The 18,387-nt window shown below is 32.3% G+C and carries 12 protein-coding genes; 1 reads left to right on the top strand and 11 read right to left on the bottom strand.

All coding sequences use genetic code 11. The features are described from left to right. Positions 1-18: 18 nt before the first annotated feature. The 6 genes from CBF36_RS01320 to CBF36_RS01295 form a co-directional block, all read right to left on the bottom strand. Positions 19-1,422 carry a hypothetical protein gene (locus CBF36_RS01320; RefSeq protein WP_125955932.1) on the bottom strand — a complete coding sequence of 468 codons (1,404 nt, stop codon included), beginning with the start codon at positions 1,420-1,422 and terminating at the stop codon, positions 19-21. Positions 1,423-1,586: 164 nt separating this feature from the next. Then, positions 1,587-3,569 (bottom strand): FtsX-like permease family protein, encoded by a 1,983-nt coding sequence (locus tag CBF36_RS01315; RefSeq protein WP_125955930.1) that lies wholly within the window; start codon positions 3,567-3,569, stop codon positions 1,587-1,589. A gap of 1 nt (position 3,570) precedes the next feature. Continuing rightward, positions 3,571-4,329 (bottom strand): ABC transporter ATP-binding protein, encoded by a 759-nt coding sequence (locus CBF36_RS01310; RefSeq protein WP_125955929.1) that lies wholly within the window; start codon positions 4,327-4,329, stop codon positions 3,571-3,573. A 108-nt stretch (positions 4,330-4,437) separates the two neighbouring features. Beyond that, entirely contained in the window at positions 4,438-5,433 is a 996-nt protein-coding gene (locus CBF36_RS01305) for a sensor histidine kinase (RefSeq protein ID WP_125955927.1), read from the bottom strand. Beyond that, positions 5,430-6,113 (bottom strand): response regulator transcription factor, encoded by a 684-nt coding sequence (locus CBF36_RS01300; RefSeq protein ID WP_125955925.1) that lies wholly within the window; start codon positions 6,111-6,113, stop codon positions 5,430-5,432. Before CBF36_RS01300 ends, CBF36_RS01305 begins: the two co-directional genes overlap by 4 nt. 99 nt (positions 6,114-6,212) lie before the next feature. Next, entirely contained in the window at positions 6,213-9,053 is a 2,841-nt protein-coding gene (locus CBF36_RS01295; protein WP_125955924.1) for a MucBP domain-containing protein, read from the bottom strand. A gap of 178 nt (positions 9,054-9,231) precedes the next feature. Between CBF36_RS01295 and CBF36_RS01290 the strand changes: the two genes are divergently transcribed. Further along, positions 9,232-10,746 (top strand): helix-turn-helix domain-containing protein, encoded by a 1,515-nt coding sequence (locus CBF36_RS01290; RefSeq protein ID WP_125955922.1) that lies wholly within the window; start codon positions 9,232-9,234, stop codon positions 10,744-10,746. A 12-nt stretch (positions 10,747-10,758) separates the two neighbouring features. Here CBF36_RS01290 and nifJ read toward each other — a convergent pair whose 3' ends face one another. The 5 genes from nifJ to CBF36_RS01265 all read right to left on the bottom strand — a co-directional run bounded on the left by nifJ (position 10,759) and on the right by CBF36_RS01265 (position 18,174). Next, positions 10,759-14,292: a pyruvate:ferredoxin (flavodoxin) oxidoreductase gene (gene nifJ, locus CBF36_RS01285; RefSeq protein ID WP_243637950.1), complete on the bottom strand. Its 3,534-nt coding sequence runs from the start codon at positions 14,290-14,292 to the stop codon at positions 10,759-10,761. Positions 14,293-14,351: 59 nt separating this feature from the next. Beyond that, on the bottom strand, positions 14,352-14,798 hold the full coding sequence (locus tag CBF36_RS01280) for a flavodoxin (RefSeq protein WP_125955920.1): 447 nt from the start codon (positions 14,796-14,798) through the stop codon (positions 14,352-14,354). A gap of 184 nt (positions 14,799-14,982) precedes the next feature. After that, a complete protein-coding gene (gene yihA, locus CBF36_RS01275) occupies positions 14,983-15,567 on the bottom strand; it encodes a ribosome biogenesis GTP-binding protein YihA/YsxC (protein WP_125955918.1) in 585 nt (194 codons plus the stop codon). A gap of 4 nt (positions 15,568-15,571) precedes the next feature. Then, positions 15,572-16,288 (bottom strand): HAD family hydrolase, encoded by a 717-nt coding sequence (locus CBF36_RS01270; protein WP_125955917.1) that lies wholly within the window; start codon positions 16,286-16,288, stop codon positions 15,572-15,574. An 80-nt stretch (positions 16,289-16,368) separates the two neighbouring features. Then, a complete protein-coding gene (locus CBF36_RS01265) occupies positions 16,369-18,174 on the bottom strand; it encodes a glycerophosphoryl diester phosphodiesterase membrane domain-containing protein (RefSeq protein WP_125955915.1) in 1,806 nt (601 codons plus the stop codon). Between the last annotated feature and the right edge of the window lie 213 nt (positions 18,175-18,387).

Genomic DNA, 18,387 nt, shown 5'->3' with positions numbered 1-18,387 from the left:
AAGGCGTAGGTGCTTTTATTATTCAGATACCTGTGGAACTTCTACTCTAAGATATACATTTTCAGTTCCATCATATACTAATGATACATCTGTATCAGTTGTATAAACTGGATTAATATTTAATTCTAGAGTTGTTTTCTCTCCTGGTTTCAATGTAATATCACGTACATCTTCATCGGTCAATGTATCATAAGCATTGTCCTTATTATGAACATATAAATAAAATTTATTTGTTGAAAAAGCATATTCTTTATCGGATTTATTTTCAACTTCTAAATTAATCCAATAATTTTCTGTTTCTTTGTCGTACTTGCTATCTAAACGTGTCATAACTATTTTGTCTTTGAAATAGTCATTTTCTTTTGCTTTTTCACTATAAAGTTTTCTTTCAGAAGCAGTTGATTTTTTATCACTCTTCATATACTCATCAATAGCTGGTTGAATGTCTTTAAATAAAGCAGATAAACTATCTTGATACTCCTTGTCATAACTTGATGTATCAATTTTTAGATTTTGCTTATCCAATATTTGTTTTGATACATCATCTGATATTTTTCTAAATGCATCTTTTGTATCTTTATTATAAGTCATCGAATCATACTTACTTTGTCTCACATATTTTTGCAATGATTCATCTTTAATTTCATCTTTATTATCTGCAAAGATTTCATCATATTTTACTTTCACAATTTTATCGCCTTCAAATACTAATTCCAATCGACTTGTTATACCATCTTTGGGTTTTTCAGCATATCCAATATAATACTCACCAGAAGGTGTATTAACCTCTTTAGACATGTCTTTTAATAACGGAATGAACGCATCTCTAGCACTGTTTGATGCACCAAAAATAGTATCATAATTAATGTCTAGTCCATTTTTCTTAAGAGCTTGCCATTCAAGGAACGTCACGCCATTAACCCACGTTACAAGAGTTTTACTTGTTCGATCTTTAGAAGCTTGGAAATCAGCATATCCAGATCGACGTTTTCCTTCTCCAGCCCAGTCTTTAGAATAATAATCATCAGGTGCTATCTCATCTAATTCCATGTGTACAATATCATTACCACTTAACACTAAATCAGCTGTTGCAATAAACCCGTCATTAAATTCTTTCTCATCATAATAATATTCACCAGCAATTAATCCTTGTGGTGGTTGTACAGTCCAAAACATTTTTTCTGCTTTTTCTTCAGGATCCATCTCAACAGCATCTTTTCTAGATGAAACCACTGTAGCTCCTGATAATGTATCATACTCAAACTCGTGACCGTTCATAACCACTTTGTCAGAATCCTTATCAATAACAGATGCTGTATTTGCTGTTACTTCTTTATCCGTTTCTTTGTTCGTTTTTTCACTTGAACTCCCACACCCACTTAACATAATTAGTAACACACTAACTCCTAACCACTTTTTCAATTTTAAAACCACCTTTTTTAAACGTTTTCTATAACATAAAATATACCTATTTTACAATAATAAGTCAATAGTATGATTATTTTACTTTTGAAAAAACGTTATGATAGATAATTTTTAATGATTAAAAAACTACCATATAGATAATCTATACAGTAGTCACTAATTTATATCGCTTTTCTTTCAACTAAACGATAATATACTTTTGATGTTTGAGCATACATTACTAGATAAATCAGTAAGAATATGCCTACCATAATGACACAGATAATCATGAATAGCTTTTTGTCACTTAAACCAAACAACATAAGTAAATTACTCATCAAAGGAAACGCAAAAGCTAAATGAAGTGTCGCAAGTAAAATTGGGAAAAAGAATACCATAATGATTTGACCTCTAATACTCTGTTTCACTTCTTGATGACTCATTCCAACTTTTTGCATAATGTCATAACGGTGCTCATCTTGCATTCCTTCAGAGATTTGTTTGTAGTAAATGATTAGCCCTGTTGCCAATGTAAAACTAAGTCCTAAAATCATCCCTAAAAATAAAAATCCACCTGTAAATGCTTGTAATTCTTCTCTATCAATAGCAGCAGATGAAAAGCTGTTCGTGAGCCCCATTTCTTTTAGTTGGTTCTTCATAGCTTTTGCATAAGTTAATTCATTCGCATTTTCTCCCGTAACATTCGCATAGACTGTTGGTTCGATTTCTAAATAGTCAGCATAATCATTGGGTGCAAGAGCCTTAATTGTTTCTTCCATCACTTTTGGATTAGCTACTACAACAAACAGCATATTTGAAATTCCACTGATTGTAGGGATAAACGTGATGCTATCTATCACTTTTTTTACTTTAAAATCTTTGTCGCCAAATGACGCTAACTCTCCTTCAAATTTTCCATTCATACTATATAAGGCAATCTCATCATCTTTAAGCTTTAATCCAGCTTTTTCTAAACGGTTGTACTCGTCTTGTGTCATAAAATTTAAAGACTCTGATTTGCTAAAGTCATTTAAATTCTTAGTTTCTTTAGATAGTAAATTATAGTGATTTTTATCTTTAATTACCATTAACCCATCAGATAGATTTGCATGATCGACTTCTTTTAATGAAAGATCATATTTCTTAGCTTCTGTCTTAAATAAGGTTTCGACCTCTTTTACTTTATCTTGAGGCACAATAAGACTGATATCATATGGATTGCGATTTTTTATCACATTATCCATCCCAAAAAACAAACTTCCTGTTGTACTAAGTGTCACCAACACCATAGTACTTAAAATGCTAATACTTGCTAGTCCCACAGCATTTTGCTTCATACGATACATCATGTTAGAGATGGCAATAAAATGAGTGGGTTGGTAATAATATGATTTTCGACGTTTTAATAATTTTAAAATCATGATGCTACTTGCCATAAATAGTGCATACGTCCCAAAAATCACGAGTAAAATCGCAATAAAAAATAAACTAATCGCTTTTAAAGGAGATTCAATAGTGACTGACATATAGTACCCTGCACCAATACAGATAATTCCTAATATACCTGTCAGCCATTTTACTTTCGGTTCTTTTTCACCTGTTTGAGTTCCTTTTAATAATTCAAGAGGATTCACTAATTTTAGTTGAATCATATTGATGACATACAGTAATAAAAAGATGCCAACAAAGAATAAGATGATATAGCCCAAACTCATTATATTTAAACTATAAGTAAATCCATCTCCAAATCCTGTCATTTTCTTCAATATTAGAAAGGATAGTTTTGAAAAAATAATTCCAGTAAATATCCCCATTACTATAGAAAATAAAGAAACCATGATAGATTCGATAAACAGAATCTTTCCTAACTCTCGTTTTCCCATTCCCAGTATATTGTAAAGACCCAATTCTTTTTTACGTTGTTTGAGTAAAAAACTGTTGGTATAAAGAGAAAATATTACGGTAAAAATCATAATCACAATCGAACCAAATCCAAACAATGATTTTGCTGAATCTGCTCCAGGTAACGTATTCATCCCATCATTGTTTAACAGAATTTGCATAATCACATTCACATCAACTAAGAATATCATAGATAAAATGAATGGAGCATAAGCTTTTTTATTGTTCTTCAAATTGGTTAAGGCTAATTTTGAATAAAACATATTACGCCTCCCCTGTTAATAAAACCGTCATCGTTTCAGAAATTTGATTTAAAAAATCATCATTATTTTGTGTTCCACGGTAAATTTGATTAAAGACTTGTCCATCTTTGATAAATAACACTCGCTTAGCATGACTTGCCGCAACAACACTGTGTGTGACCATAACAATTGTTTGCCCTTCTTGGTTAACCTCTTGAAACAAAGATAATAACTGTGTTGAGGTTTTTGAATCCAACGCACCAGTTGGCTCGTCAGCTAATAAAATGTCTGGTTGCGTAATGAGTGCTCTTGCTGCTGCCACTCGTTGTTGTTGCCCACCGGATAATTCATAAGGATATTTTTCTAATAGTTTATGTAACCCTAGCTTTGGAGCTAAGTTATCTAATCGTGTCATCATATCTTTAAGTGGTATTTTTGCTAAAACGAGTGGCAATAAAATATTATCTTGAACTGAAAAAGTATCTAAGAGGTTAAATTGTTGAAACACAAACCCTAAATGTTCTCGTCTAAATGCTGCAGATTCTTTTTCTTTGATGTCATTCATGTTTTGACCATTTAAAAAAATATCACCTGCTGTTGGTTTATCTAACGTTGCTAATAGATTTAATAAGGTACTTTTCCCAGAACCAGATTCCCCCATAATCGCCACATATTCGCCTGATTCTACTGAAAAATTAATTTGTTTTAGAGCTTCTACTTTTGCTCCGCCTAATCTTGTATGATAGGTTTTCTTTACATTTTTTACGTCTAATAAAGTCATATTGTTTCTCCTTTTTATCTGTTCTTCTTGATAAATTAATCATACAAAAAATTGGTACTAATTCATACTTACAGATAAAAAACCAAACTTACAACTTAGTAAGTTTGGCTAATCATAGGTTGATTCATATTGAGAAAACGTAATAAAGACACTTGTTCCTTTTCCTACCTCAGATTCTATCTCTAAATTAATCCCTAATTGATTGGCAACATTTTGACTCATATGAAGTCCTAGACCTGTCGCTTTTTGATGCTGTCTGCCATTAAAACCTGTGTAACCTGACTCAAAAATCCGTGGCAAATCTTGTGGAAGAATTCCTATTCCACTATCTTGAATTATTAATGTTTCACCAGACAAATAAATACTGATGCCACCAGTTTTAGTGTATTTAATGCTATTAAACACAATTTGTTCTAAAATAAATACTAACCATTTTTCATCCGTCACAATCTCTTTTTGAAAGGATTCCAATGTAACACTTAACTCTTTTTGAATAAAAAACATACGGTATTTTTTAATAACTTTCTTTACCACATCTTCTAATGCAACACTTTTTAAAACCAAATCATCTTGTAAATTCGTCATTTTTAAATAATGTAGCATCATCGATAAATAACCATCAATAGTTGATATCTCATTTTTTATCTTTGTCGTAGCGGTAGGATCAGTTTCAATTAATACTTGTAAAGCAGCTAGTGGTGTTTTAATTTGATGGCTCCACATACCATAATAGTCTAGTAATTTCCGTTGTTCAGAAGAAAGTTCATGCTCCAAGCGTTGATTGTCATCACTTATTTTTTTTAGTAGTGTTTGATAATCTTCTTCAATTAATCCATTTCCTACTGTTACATTCTGATACAACTGATTATCGATTGTTTCCTGATTGATAAGCTGGTGTAAGGCTTGATGTTTTTTATATGTTTGTCGCATATCAATCACTTCCCAAATCAATAATATAAAGACAACAAAAAGTAATCCATCTTTAAATGCCATTATAGGTAAATCATATAAAAAAAACGTCACCAAAAACATCATACTAATTAGTATCACAAATAAATAATAACCCATACGGTCTTTTAAATATTGGTAAAGAAATTTTTTCATCCGTCTAACCCATCTAATAAATAGCCTTTACCTTTAACTGTTTGGATATGGTCATCTAACTTAATAGGAGATAGTTTTTTTCGTAGTCGAGCCATATTCACTGACAAGGTATTATTGTCAATAAAGTCATCACCTTCCCATAATTTTTCCATCATCATGTCCTTTGTCACGATTTGATTTTTATATTGAAATAATAGCGACAAAATTTTACACTCAGTTGGTGAAACATCAATGCTCTCATCATGATATTTCACACGATTATCTTGGAAGAGTAATTGATAATCACCATTTTGATACGACGTTACATTTCCAAACTGGTAACTTCTTCTAAGTAGAGCCTGAATTTTTGCTACCAAAACAGAAAAATCAAATGGTTTTGCTACGAAATCATCTGCTCCCATATTCATTGCCATAACCATGTTCATATTATCATCCGCTGACGAAAGAAAAATAATAGGTATCTCTGACACTTGACGCAATTTTTCACACCAGTAAAACCCATTATAATAAGGCAACGAAATATCCATTAATACCATATCAGCTTGAGTTTCTTGAATCTCATCTAATACTTTTTCAAAGTTTTCTACACTAAAACAATTATATCCCCACTGAGATAGATGGGTTTTTAACCCCTGACAAATGACAGGGTCGTCTTCTACAATAAATAATTTATGATTCATACTTAAGACTCCTTTTTGTGATAATAAAAAATCCATCTATATTATGCTCTATACATAATATAAATGGATTTGAATTGTTTTGCTATGATTTTATAGCAATTATTTTATTCTTCTTAAAACTAATATTCCAAAAGAACTAACTATTGATATGATTCCCATTAACAGATATGTTCTATTTTCTATGTCACCTGTCTTAGGTAATGTTTTCGCTAATTCATTTTTTAAAATAATATTATTATTCTTCTTATCATATTTTATTACATTTTTTGATACCGGCTTACTCGATGGTTTTTCTATCGTATTAGTTTCATTAGTATTAGCCTCATTAGTAATGATTTGTTTAGCTGGCTTGTACACATAGATAACTTCTTGTGTGCCCTCTTTGAAGTCTCCATTGGCGTTGGTTGGTGTTGTCACTAACTCATAACCTGGGATTTCTTTTGATTCAGTCTCGTATTTTTCGCCAACTTCATTAGTTTTTGTTTCAGGTTTTGCGATTGCTTTACCACTTTCGTCCACATGTTTCACAATCACTGTGCCTTCTATAACAGAGGGTACTTCTTCTTTTGGTTTGTACACATAAATAACTTCTTGCGTACCTTCTTTAAACTCACCCGTTGCGTTAGTTGGCGTTGTCACTAATTCATAACCTGGAATGTCTTTTGATTCAGTCTCATATTTTTCGCCAACTGTATCAGTTTTTGTTTCAGGTTTTGCGATTGCTTTGCCGCTTTCATCCACATGTTTCACAATCACTGTGCCTTCAACAATAGAGGGTACTTCTTCTTTTGGTTTGTACACATAAATAACTTCTTGTGTACCTTCTTTAAACTCACCATTGGCGTTGGTTGGGGTTGTCACTAACTCATAACCTGGGATTTCTTTTGATTCAGTCTCGTATTTTTCGCCAACTGTATTCGTTTTTGTTTCAGGGTTTGCGACTGCTTTGCCTCTTTCATCCACATGTTTCACAACCACAGTGCCTTCGATAATAGAAGGTGCTTCTTCTTTTGGTTTGTACACATAAATAACTTCTTGCTTACCTTCTTTAAACTCACCAGTTGCATTAGTTGGTGTTGTCACTAACTCATAACCTGGGATTTCTTTTGATTCAGTCTCGTATTTTTCGCCAACTGTATTCGTTTTTGTTTCAGGGTTTGCGACTGCTTTGCCACTTTCGTCCACATGTTTCACAATCACTGTGCCTTCAACAATAGAGGGTGCTTCTGTTTTTGGCTTGTACACATAAATAACTTCTTGTGTACCTTCTTTAAACTCACCAGTTGCATTGGTTGGTGTTGTCACCAACTCATATCCTGGTATTTCTTTTGATGTTGTCTCGTATTTTTCGCCAACTGTATCGGTTTTTGTTTCAGATTTCGCGATTACTTTGCCACTTTCATCCACATGTTTCACAATCACAGTGCCTTCAACAACAGACGGTACTTCTGTTGTTGGTTTGTACACATAGATCACTTCTTGTGTGCCCTCTTTGAAGTCACCTTTAGCGTTAGTTGGCGTTGTTATTAGTTCATAACCTGGAATTTCTTTTGATTCAGTCTCGTATTTTTCGCCAACTGTATTGGTTTTTGTTTCAGATTCCACTAATTCTTTGCCTGATTCATCTACGTGTTTCACCACGACAGTTCCCTCAGAAATTTCCTTGTATATATGATATGAAACAGTTAATTCTTCATAGTCAACTCCTGATGATGTCCATTGTATGTGTTTATCATCATGATTAACTAACACATTATCCTTATCTGATTTAATCGTCTCTGGCATTAATGTATATCCTTGTTCGATGTCATCATGAATTTCATAAGTATATTTTTTAATGGTATTATCCAACTCTTTAAAAGATTGGCTTAATAAATTAACATTGCTTGCAGAAAAATAATGATTAGAATCTTGTGCCATATTCTTAAATAATGATTCTACTTCACCATTTTTATTAATAATTTTTGAGTAAGAATCACTTTTCGAGTTATCTAAATAAACGGTATACACTTCATAACCTTGTTTTTTTATATCTGTTGCTTTTTTCGTGATCATGTCTGCTAAATCATAAAACTCTTGTATATGATTTTCATAACGTCTTCCTTCAAAATCTTTATTAACTCTATCTGAAGGGTTATCAAAATTTACATTTTTGTATCCCAATGGAAACTTATTATCTAATTCATTTAATTCTTTTTCCTTTTGTAAATATAAATCTGACTCAATATCTCCCTTTTCATAAAATTCATCAATCTCTTTTCTTAACTCGATTGCTTTATTTCCTGGATAATTCACTTCAGGATTTATATATTGCTCAGCACCTCTCAAAGCGTTTTTAGTAACAACATAATCTCTCTTAGGACCAATATTAGGGTGTCCATCAGAAAAAACGATTAACACTTTTCTCGCGTCTTTTCGATTTGTAGCATTCATTTTGTTTAACGAATGATTAAGTCCATCAAGTAAAGGTGTTAATCCTCCTGATTTTAATCCATCAATTTTTTGATTTAATTCATCAAAATTATTATCATAATCACTAATAGTATCTGTTATAACATCATATAACATCGTATTATTTACCATATCATAACCAGGTCCTCTAAATACTGACAATCCTACTCTATCTGTCTTTTTATTTCTCGTGTTAATAAAGTCTTTTAAGACAGATTTTGTTGTTTCCAAACTACCAGTATCACGCATAGAGCCTGAACCATCAATTAAAATTTCATAATCAATTGGTGTTGGTTCTACAAATTCCTGACTTTTTTTTGCTTTTAACGTTATTTTCTTTTCCTTATACCGTTTTGTTTCTTTGACAACCTCTTCTTGCTTATCATAAGCATCATTAATCGGCTTTTTCTCAGCTAAAACGCTTAATCCACTAAAATAAGGTAACACCATAACTGCCATTAAAAAATGGCTTATTTTCTTTATTTTCATACCTTTATTTCCCTTCCAAACTTATTTCAATCTAAAGAATAACAAATTATTTTTCAATTTTTTCTCATTATTTTTTTTAAAATAAAATTTTTTTGAGAAAAATATAATAACGAGTCTTCTCTTTTTTAAACAAATTAGAATATAATAGATTATAGCTATTTAGGGAAGGGGCGCATTTATGCTGTTAGATAATCATATTGAAAACAGAGTAAAAGATGAGATTTTAATATTTAAAATTTTATTTAATAAGAAATACAGTCATATGAATGATTTAATTGAAGTCACTCAATTCTCAAAAGTAAAAATATTAAATACTATAAAAGAACTGGAGCGACTGCTAGATACATACATTTCCATTAATGAAATAAAACCCAATGTTTACTCACTAACTTCATTATGCGATTTATCTTGCCGACAGATACAACATATTATTTATCAACAATCTAATGTTTTACTTGCTTTGAAATTTTTAGTGACAAATACTGACCAAACGTTGAATGACTTTATTGATTCCATCTATATTTCAAAAGCAAATGCCTATAGAGTCATTAATTCTTGTAAATCCTTTTTACACTATATTGGACTAGACACCCATAACTATAAAATAAAAGGTGACGAATACAGAATACGTTATCTTATTTCAACATTAGCCTTTAACTATGGGATACATTGTTACGAGATCACTCCCAAAGATACTTATAAAGTACGTCAATTTATTTGCGAGACTAATTCTTTCATTTCTTTCGATTTTCTTGAACATTCACAAGAAGAATATGGTTTTTTCGAACATCTAATTATGCTTTCATGGATTCGATATAACCCAGATTATTCGTTACCTTATAATGAAGAATTTGAAGAATTAAAAACTATTTTTATTTATAAAATGTTACCATCATATCTCGACCAATTATTTGGACCACATAACTGGTCAAAGTCTGATTATGATTATATTTTTTTAGTCTACTGTTCCACAAAAAACCCACTTTTTTCAAATAAATGGTCTGAACAAGATAAAATACAAGTTAAAGAAATAGTCTATCGTCAAGATAGGGTTAGCTATTTAGTTAATTTAATTGAACACTATTTTGGCTCTGATATTGTCAAACTACCAGATTTTAGAACAGGTATTTTTTATTTATATAAACGCTATTTATTTAATTTACATCACTTAATAAAAATAAATAATTATGATTGCAATGTTCTGAAGTCTGACCTAGACCAGGAAATATACAACCGATTAGTTCAAGTAAAAATCAACTGTGAAAAGGAACTTAATATTATAGAAGCTGTTTCCTATAGTGAACTAAATTACTTCACCATGTTGTTAACGAATTTATTACGATTTCTCATGCCTAACTTGACACTAACTATCGTCAGCGAGTCCATTGCTGATCATAAGTTAATGAAACATTTGCTCTATAATAACCTATCTTTCAATAAATTTATGATAAAAGAATTTCTATTAGGTGCAGAGCCAATCAGTACGCTCAAAAACCACGAAAATAATATCTTGGTGTTTACAAAATCGTTCAATTTTCATGAAGAATTAAAAAAAGAAAATGTAATCATACTTCCACTAAATTGTATTGATACTTCATTTTCTTCATTAACTGCCTTACTAAAAGAAAAAGAAGCTGACAATATTTTTAATTTAATTAACAAAAAAGAAGTTGACAAATCAACACTTGATTAGTCAACTTCTTTTTTATTTTCCAGATAATCTCTTATAAGTTTGTGCTTTTTCAATCGCATCATCGACTGATTTTTCGAGTAATGTTGCCACTTCTGCTTCGTCTTCTAACACATTTTCTAAAGCAGAAAAACGTGTTTGATAATTAAAGAACTCTGTTAAATTATCAAAATTAGCTTTTTTATAATCTATTTTTAGTGGTTCTTTTCCTTTATCCACTAATTCAGGATTATAACGATACAATGACCAATAGCCTGATTCAACTGCTCGTTTTGTCACTTCAACAGCATGACTCATCCCACCTTGTATTCCATGATTAATACATGGAACATACCCTATAATAAGAGATGGCCCAGGATAACTTTCGGCTTCCGCTATTGCTTTAATCGCTTGTGTCGGATTAGCATTTATCGCAACTTGTGCCACATACACACCACCATATGTCATGGCAATTAATCCTAAATCTTTTTTAGGAGTTCTCTTGCCTTCTGATGAGAATTTCGCAATTGCTCCAGTTGGTGTTGCTTTTGATGTTTGACCTCCAGTATTAGAGTACACTTCATTATCCATGATAAAAATATTGACATCTTCTCCACTGGCTAAACAGTGATCTATTCCACCAAACCCAATATCATAGGCCCATCCATCACCACCAATAATCCATTGGCTTGGTTTAACAAATAAATCTTTCTTACGATAAATTTGTTCTAATAATGTGACACCATTCATCTCTTCTACTAATGCTGCCTCTAATTTTGTTGAACGTTGTCTTGAACCATTTCCTTCATCTTTATGTTCAATCCAGTCGGCCATTAATTCTCTTAACGACTCAGAACCAACTTTTTCTTTAATGGCTTGTTCAAGTAAATGTTTCACACTATCTCGTTGTGTTTTGTTGGCTAGGTACATACCTAACCCAAATTCGGCATTATCTTCAAATAATGAATTACTCCAAGCAGGACCTTGCCCTTCTGAATTGGTTGTATAAGGTGTCGCAGGTGATGAGGCTCCCCAAATCGATGAACAACCTGTTGCATTTGCCATTAACATACGGTCACCATATAGTTGTGTTAATAATTTAATGTAGGTTGTCTCCCCACAACCTGAACACGCACCTGAAAATTCCATTAATGGTTGCTCAAACTGAGAGCCTTTGATTGATTCTTTTTTCTTCACTGGATTAGCTTTTTGTTTTAATGTCATAGCAAATGCCCAATTAACGGCTTCTTCTTTTTGTTCCTCGTAAGGCTTCATCACAAGAGCTTTTTCTTTTGCCGGACACACATCCACACATAATCCACAACCCGTACAATCTTCCAATGACACTTGAATACGGTATTTCAAGCCATCTGCACCTTTCATCTCACGAACAATAAATCCTTCTGGTGCTTCTTCCATCTCGTCATCATCGGCTAAAAATGGTCGAATGGCTGCATGAGGACAGACAAATGCACACTCATTACACATTGTACAAGCATCTGGTATCCATTCGGGGACTTCTAAAGCGATGCCTCGCTTTTCAAATGCAGCTGTTCCCATTGGAATACTACCGTCTGTCATATTGTTATCTATCAAGGTTTTCACACTAAGCGAATCCCCATTTTGTGCATTTATCGGTTCCAATATTTCTCGGACATATTTTGGTTTCGACATGTCAACAATGGTATTATCAAGTTCAATGTCTAACCAGTCATCTGGTATATCTACTTTTACCAAATCTGACAGCGTTAAATCAATGGCTTCATGATTTTTATCCACAATCGCTTGAGATTTTTTACCGTAACTTGCGACAACTTCTTCTTTTAAATAGTTAATGTATTCATCTTTTGGCATTAAATGATTTAACTCGAAAAAGGCTGTCGACATAACTTGATTAATTCGTCGACCTAAACCAACTTGTTGCGCAATTGACATGGCGTCAATAATATAAAAATTTGCCTCTTTTTGTGCCAGTTCTTTTTTTAATCGTTTGGGTAATAAACGTTTGACTCTTTCCATATCCCAAGTGGTGTTTAAAAGGAACGTGCCACCTTTTTTTAACCCTTTTAGCAAATCATACTGGTGAATATAAGACCCATTATGGCATCCAATAAAATCTGCTGATTCAATTAAATAAGGCGAATTAATTGGTTCTTTTCCAAAACGTAAATAAGACGTTGTTAACCCACCTGATTTTTTTGAATCATAAGAAAAATACCCTTGAGCATAAAGATCAGTGTGATTTCCAATAATCTTAATCGCTTGTTTGTTTGCTCCAACTGTTCCATCAGACCCAAAGCCCCAAAATTTTGCTTGATAGGTGTCTTTTGGTGTCAAATCAAGTAACGGCCCTACTGGTAATGATAAATGTGTTACATCATCATTGATTCCAACAGTAAAACGATACAATAGCTTATCAACTGGCCCACTTAAATGATCAAAAATCGCTTTGATTTGATTAGGTGGGACATCTTTAGAACCTAACCCATAACGTCCTCCAATAACGATTGGACGATTTTTATGACGATACATTGCACTTTGAATATCAAGTAATAAGGGCTCGCCATCTGCACCAGGCTCTTTAGTTCGATCTAAAACAGCAATTCTTTCAACAGTCTTTGGTAAATTCTGTAAAATATTGTCAGTTGGGAATGGGCGATATAAATGAATATTTAAATGTCCAACTTTTCTACCTTGTTTATTTAGATAATCTACTGTTTGTCTAACTGTTGGTGCAACAGACCCCATCGAAATAATGACTTCTGTTGCTTCTTCATGACCATAATAAGTACTCAAATCATAATTCGTCCCACGTATGTCATTAATATCTTGCATATATTTTTGAACAATACTAGGAACTTTTTCATAGTATTGGTTAATTGTTTCTCTTTGTTGAAAATGAATATCTGGATTTTGTGCTGTTCCTGATACACTTGGGTGATTCGGATTCATCGCTCGCTTTCTAAAAGCATCTAGTGCTTCCTGGTTCACCAAATTTCCTAACATGTCATATGGAATCACATCAATCTTTTGAATTTCATGACTTGTCCTAAAACCATCAAAAAAGTTCATAAAAGGTAAACTTGCTTCAATTGATGCTAAGTGAGCTACTGCAGATAAATCCATCACTTCTTGAACAGAGCTTTCAGCTAACATACAAAATCCTGTTTGTCTTGCTGCCATCACATCTCCATGGTCCCCAAAAATACTTAATGCGTTCGTTGTGACAGCGCGAGAAGCCACATGAAAAACAGTCGGAAGTAACTCTCCCGCAATTTTATACATATTTGGTATCATCAACAATAGACCTTGTGACGCTGTATACGTTGATGTTAATGTTCCAGCTTTTAGTGACCCATGTACTGCTCCTGCTGCACCTGCTTCTGATTGCATATTTACAACCTTGACTGGTTCGCCAAAAATATTTTTACGATGTTTCACTGACCAATTTTCTACCACTTCTGCCATTGTAGAACTTGGTGTTATCGGATAAACTGCCACTAATTCAGTAAACGCATAAGATATATAAGCAGCTGCTGTATTGCCATCCATGGTAATTTTTTCTGTCATTGTCGTTACATCCTTTTCTATACTAAAAATAAAAGCAAGGTGTGACCCTTGCTAATTGTCTACTCTACTTTACTAACTAATTTATCAACAAATGCTTGAAGACGTTCAGTATCTTCACCATCTGCCTCGTTTTCTATTTCAACCATTTCAGCACCTTCTGTGGCACCTGTTTTTTTGAATTGTTCCACAAAATCTCTAGCTGATTGACAGAAATATTCCCCGTATTCTGTATCACCAGATCCAACAACGCCGAATAATTTGTCTTCTAAATCTTCATCTTCTAAATCAGCAAAGAAGTCTTCTATCTCAAATGGTAATTCACCATCTCCATATGTATAAGTGGCTACAATACAAATATCTGCATCTTCAAAAAAGTCTGGATCAACATCTGTACACTCTTCACGTTCCACTTCTAAGCCTGCATCTATAAACTGATCTTCTATAATTTCAGAAATACCTTCTGTATTTCCTGTCATACTTGCATATACGATTTTTACTAAAGCCATTATTCTCCCTCACTTAACATTATCTTAATTATTTCACAAACCTTGTCTCCTAAATTTTACCATAGATAAAACATTTTATGAATATTCTAAACCTAAAATTAATGAAAATACTTAGCAATTTGTTACTTTTTTCATAAAAAAATGAAGCATGTTGAGCATACTTCATTTTGACTACTTATTTTATTTAATCCATATAACTTTCAATGGCTTTCCACGCTTTATCTTTTCCTTCTTTTGTTTCAGAAGAAAAGATAATAAAATCATCTGATGGATCAAAATTCAATTTTTTCTTAATCATGGATTCATGTTTATTCCATTTGCCCCGAGGGATTTTATCACATTTCGTTGCAACAACGATAACTGGTATATTGTAATACTTCAAGAATTCATACATTTGAATATCTTCAGTCGAAGGAGCATGACGCATGTCAACAAGTGACACTACTGCTCTTAATTGTTCTCTTTCTGTTAAATAGGTTTCAATCATTTTTCCCCATTTAGCACGCTCAGTTTTAGATACTTTGGCATAACCATATCCTGGTACGTCAACAAAATGTAAACTATCTTCAATAATGTAAAAATTTAGAGTTTGTGTTTTTCCAGGTTTCCCTGATGTTCTCGCTAAATTTTTACGATTGACTAGCGTATTAATAAATGATGATTTTCCAACGTTCGAACGTCCTGCTAATGCTATTTCTGGTAAATTTGTTTTAGGGTATTGCTCTGGTTGTACCGCACTAATCACGATATCTGCATGATTTACATTCATGTGTTTACTCCTCTTGTAATAAGCCTAACACTGTTTCCACAATGTTGTCATAAGATGATAACACCACATCTGGTTTTATCATTTCTTGTGTTAGTCTTTTATTATTTTTGTTTAACCAAACGATTTGCCATCCAGCCTTTTTAGCCCCGATGACATCATTTTCATATGAATCTCCAACATATAAAAACTGACTATTATCAGGATAAATGGTTTCGACTACTTTAAATGCCGATACATCTGGTTTACTATAGCCAATACTTTCTGAAATATGATGGGTGTCTTCACTAATCCATTTCGACACTCCTAATTGCTCGATTTTTAACTGTTGATGTTCTGTCGGTCCGTTAGTCAAAAGTCCTGTTAGCACTTTTTTTTCATCTAAGATAGTAAGTAATCGTACCATCTCTGGATGAAGAACAAGTTGATTTTGTTCATAGAAATAACAATCTTGAAACGCCTGACACGCTTCTTTAGATTCCCCTATCCCTAAATCATTTAATGCTGCCTGAATCCGATAAACTCGCATATCTTTTAGCGACAATGCGCCTGATACTGTATCAGGAAAAGCTAAATCACTATGATAACGAAATAATTGGTATAACTTTCGTAAAGAAATCTCACTTAGCCACTTTTTTTCACCAAAATTCTTAATCATAGCCAATTCAAACGGACTAAATTGGTCATATAACGTATCATCCACATCAAACACAACAACAGTCATTCATTCCATCTCCAATCAATTCTCTTCTCATTATATAAAAAAAATGGCTATTACGCCATTTTTATTTGAAACAAATGAGTTTAGCCAATCCCTACCAAGAAATACAATAGTTTATCAGCATACGTTGTTTCCTTAATATTTCTAGAAAGCACACTATTTAATAATGTCATATTATCCGTAATCACACCATCTACTCCATAAAAAATCATACGATTAATGGTATCTGTGTCATTCAATGTCCACACGTAAACTTTTTTCTCTTGATTATGCATCGATTGAACTAAGTTTTTTGTGAGCGTTGTGTATTCAACCGAATAAAAGTCCATATCTCCCTCAGGTGGCCCAGCTAATGTAAACGGCATAATATATCCCACATATAAATCAGGTTTTTTTTCTTTTAATTCTTTTACCACATCAAAAGACAATGACTGAATTTCATGCCCTTCTTCTTTTATGGTATCGTAATATTTTTTGATAAACCGCTCGACCATATCAGGACTATCTTGTTTTGTTGCTTTGATTTCAATCAATAATTTTTGATCTAATTCTTTCGCTCGTTTTAAGTAATCATCAAAAGACACTAAATGTGCTTGTTGACCATTCTCTTTGGCTGTCATGTGTTGTAATTCTTTTAGTGTAAACTCATTTGGTCGACCCTTTTGTTGAACTAAATGGTTTAATTTAAAGTCATGCATGACAATAAATTCTTTATCTTTTGTTTCTTGCACATCCATTTCAATAAAATTAGGTCGTGTTTTTTTACTTGTCATCTCTAATGCCTCGATTGAGTTTTGTACATGGTTCCCATTATCAACTCCTCGGTGGGAGATTGTTAACGGTCGATGAATACTTGGTTGGGTTAAAAATAAATAATTGTATGATAAGACACTGATGATTAACCAGATTCCACCAAGTGTAAAGATGATTCTTTGTGGCCATGTTACTTTTTTAAACGTTGTTCTATTAATCAATGGAAACATATCATTGGTATTTGGTAGATAACCTAATTTATCTAAATATGAAATCGTAATAAAGAAAATCCCAATCGTAGTTAACACTAAATTAAATACCCAATTAAATTGGAGCAACGTTAATAACATAATCGCCACATAAAAACTGGATGATTGATAATAAGTGTCTACCATTTCTTGTAATCCAATCAATAACCCATTAATCACTAAAGCAATTATGGCAATCGAACTCATAACTAAAATAAACTGAGTACTAATCGATTTAAAATGCTTTTTCGTCAAACGCCAACTCGTTTGACTCGCTTGCTTGAATGTATAATCCTTAAAAATCATTAGTGGTAATGTAAACATCAAACGTATCGCTACCACAATTAAACTCACATAAGCCAAAATAAATAGCACAACAAAGATAACCCGATTTTCAAAAATGAAATCAACAATAAAAATAGGTATTTTAAATTTTGATAACAAGTCTGAATGAAATCTTATTGCTCCTATTGGACTTAACAAGATAAAGTAACATAAAAAAAATAAAAAGTTACTAATTTTTAATTTTTTCATCTGAAAAATAGTTTCTTTAGCTAGTTGCCTTAAAGATATCGCCACTTTATTTTTTACAAAATACATTGTCAGCAGTAAAAAAGTGTACTCAAAATATATTGTAAACACTAATAAGAACAACATCATAATAAGTAAACATAGAACAACCGGATGATGGAAAACAATCAACCCCACAGTATCATAAGATAAATAAGGGATATCTCCCATTTTTAAAATAAAACGAGTTACTGTGACCATCAAGGGTGCCATGATAAATAATATGATGACGTTGGCTAATATAACACTTTTAGACGAACGTACCCCATCTTTTATGAATTCGAGTGATTTTTTTATACTATTTTTTATTTTGTACATTATATCACCTCACTCTTAGTATTATATACTAAGATATGTCATAAATGAGTGTCAATAGTTTATTTATTCTGTGACATTTTTGTTATATCACCTTCTTGTTCATTTATATATCATTAAATAATAAACATTCTTTACAATACTATTTTTCAAGACGTCTGACTTGGCGAAAAGAATTCATTTCAGATAAAATTTTGATAACAATAAAGATGAATG

The organism is Vagococcus bubulae (genome assembly GCF_003950315.1).
GTDB classification, from domain to species: Bacteria; Bacillota; Bacilli; order Lactobacillales; family Vagococcaceae; genus Vagococcus; species Vagococcus bubulae.
This window is presented reverse-complemented; position numbering and strand designations above follow the sequence as displayed.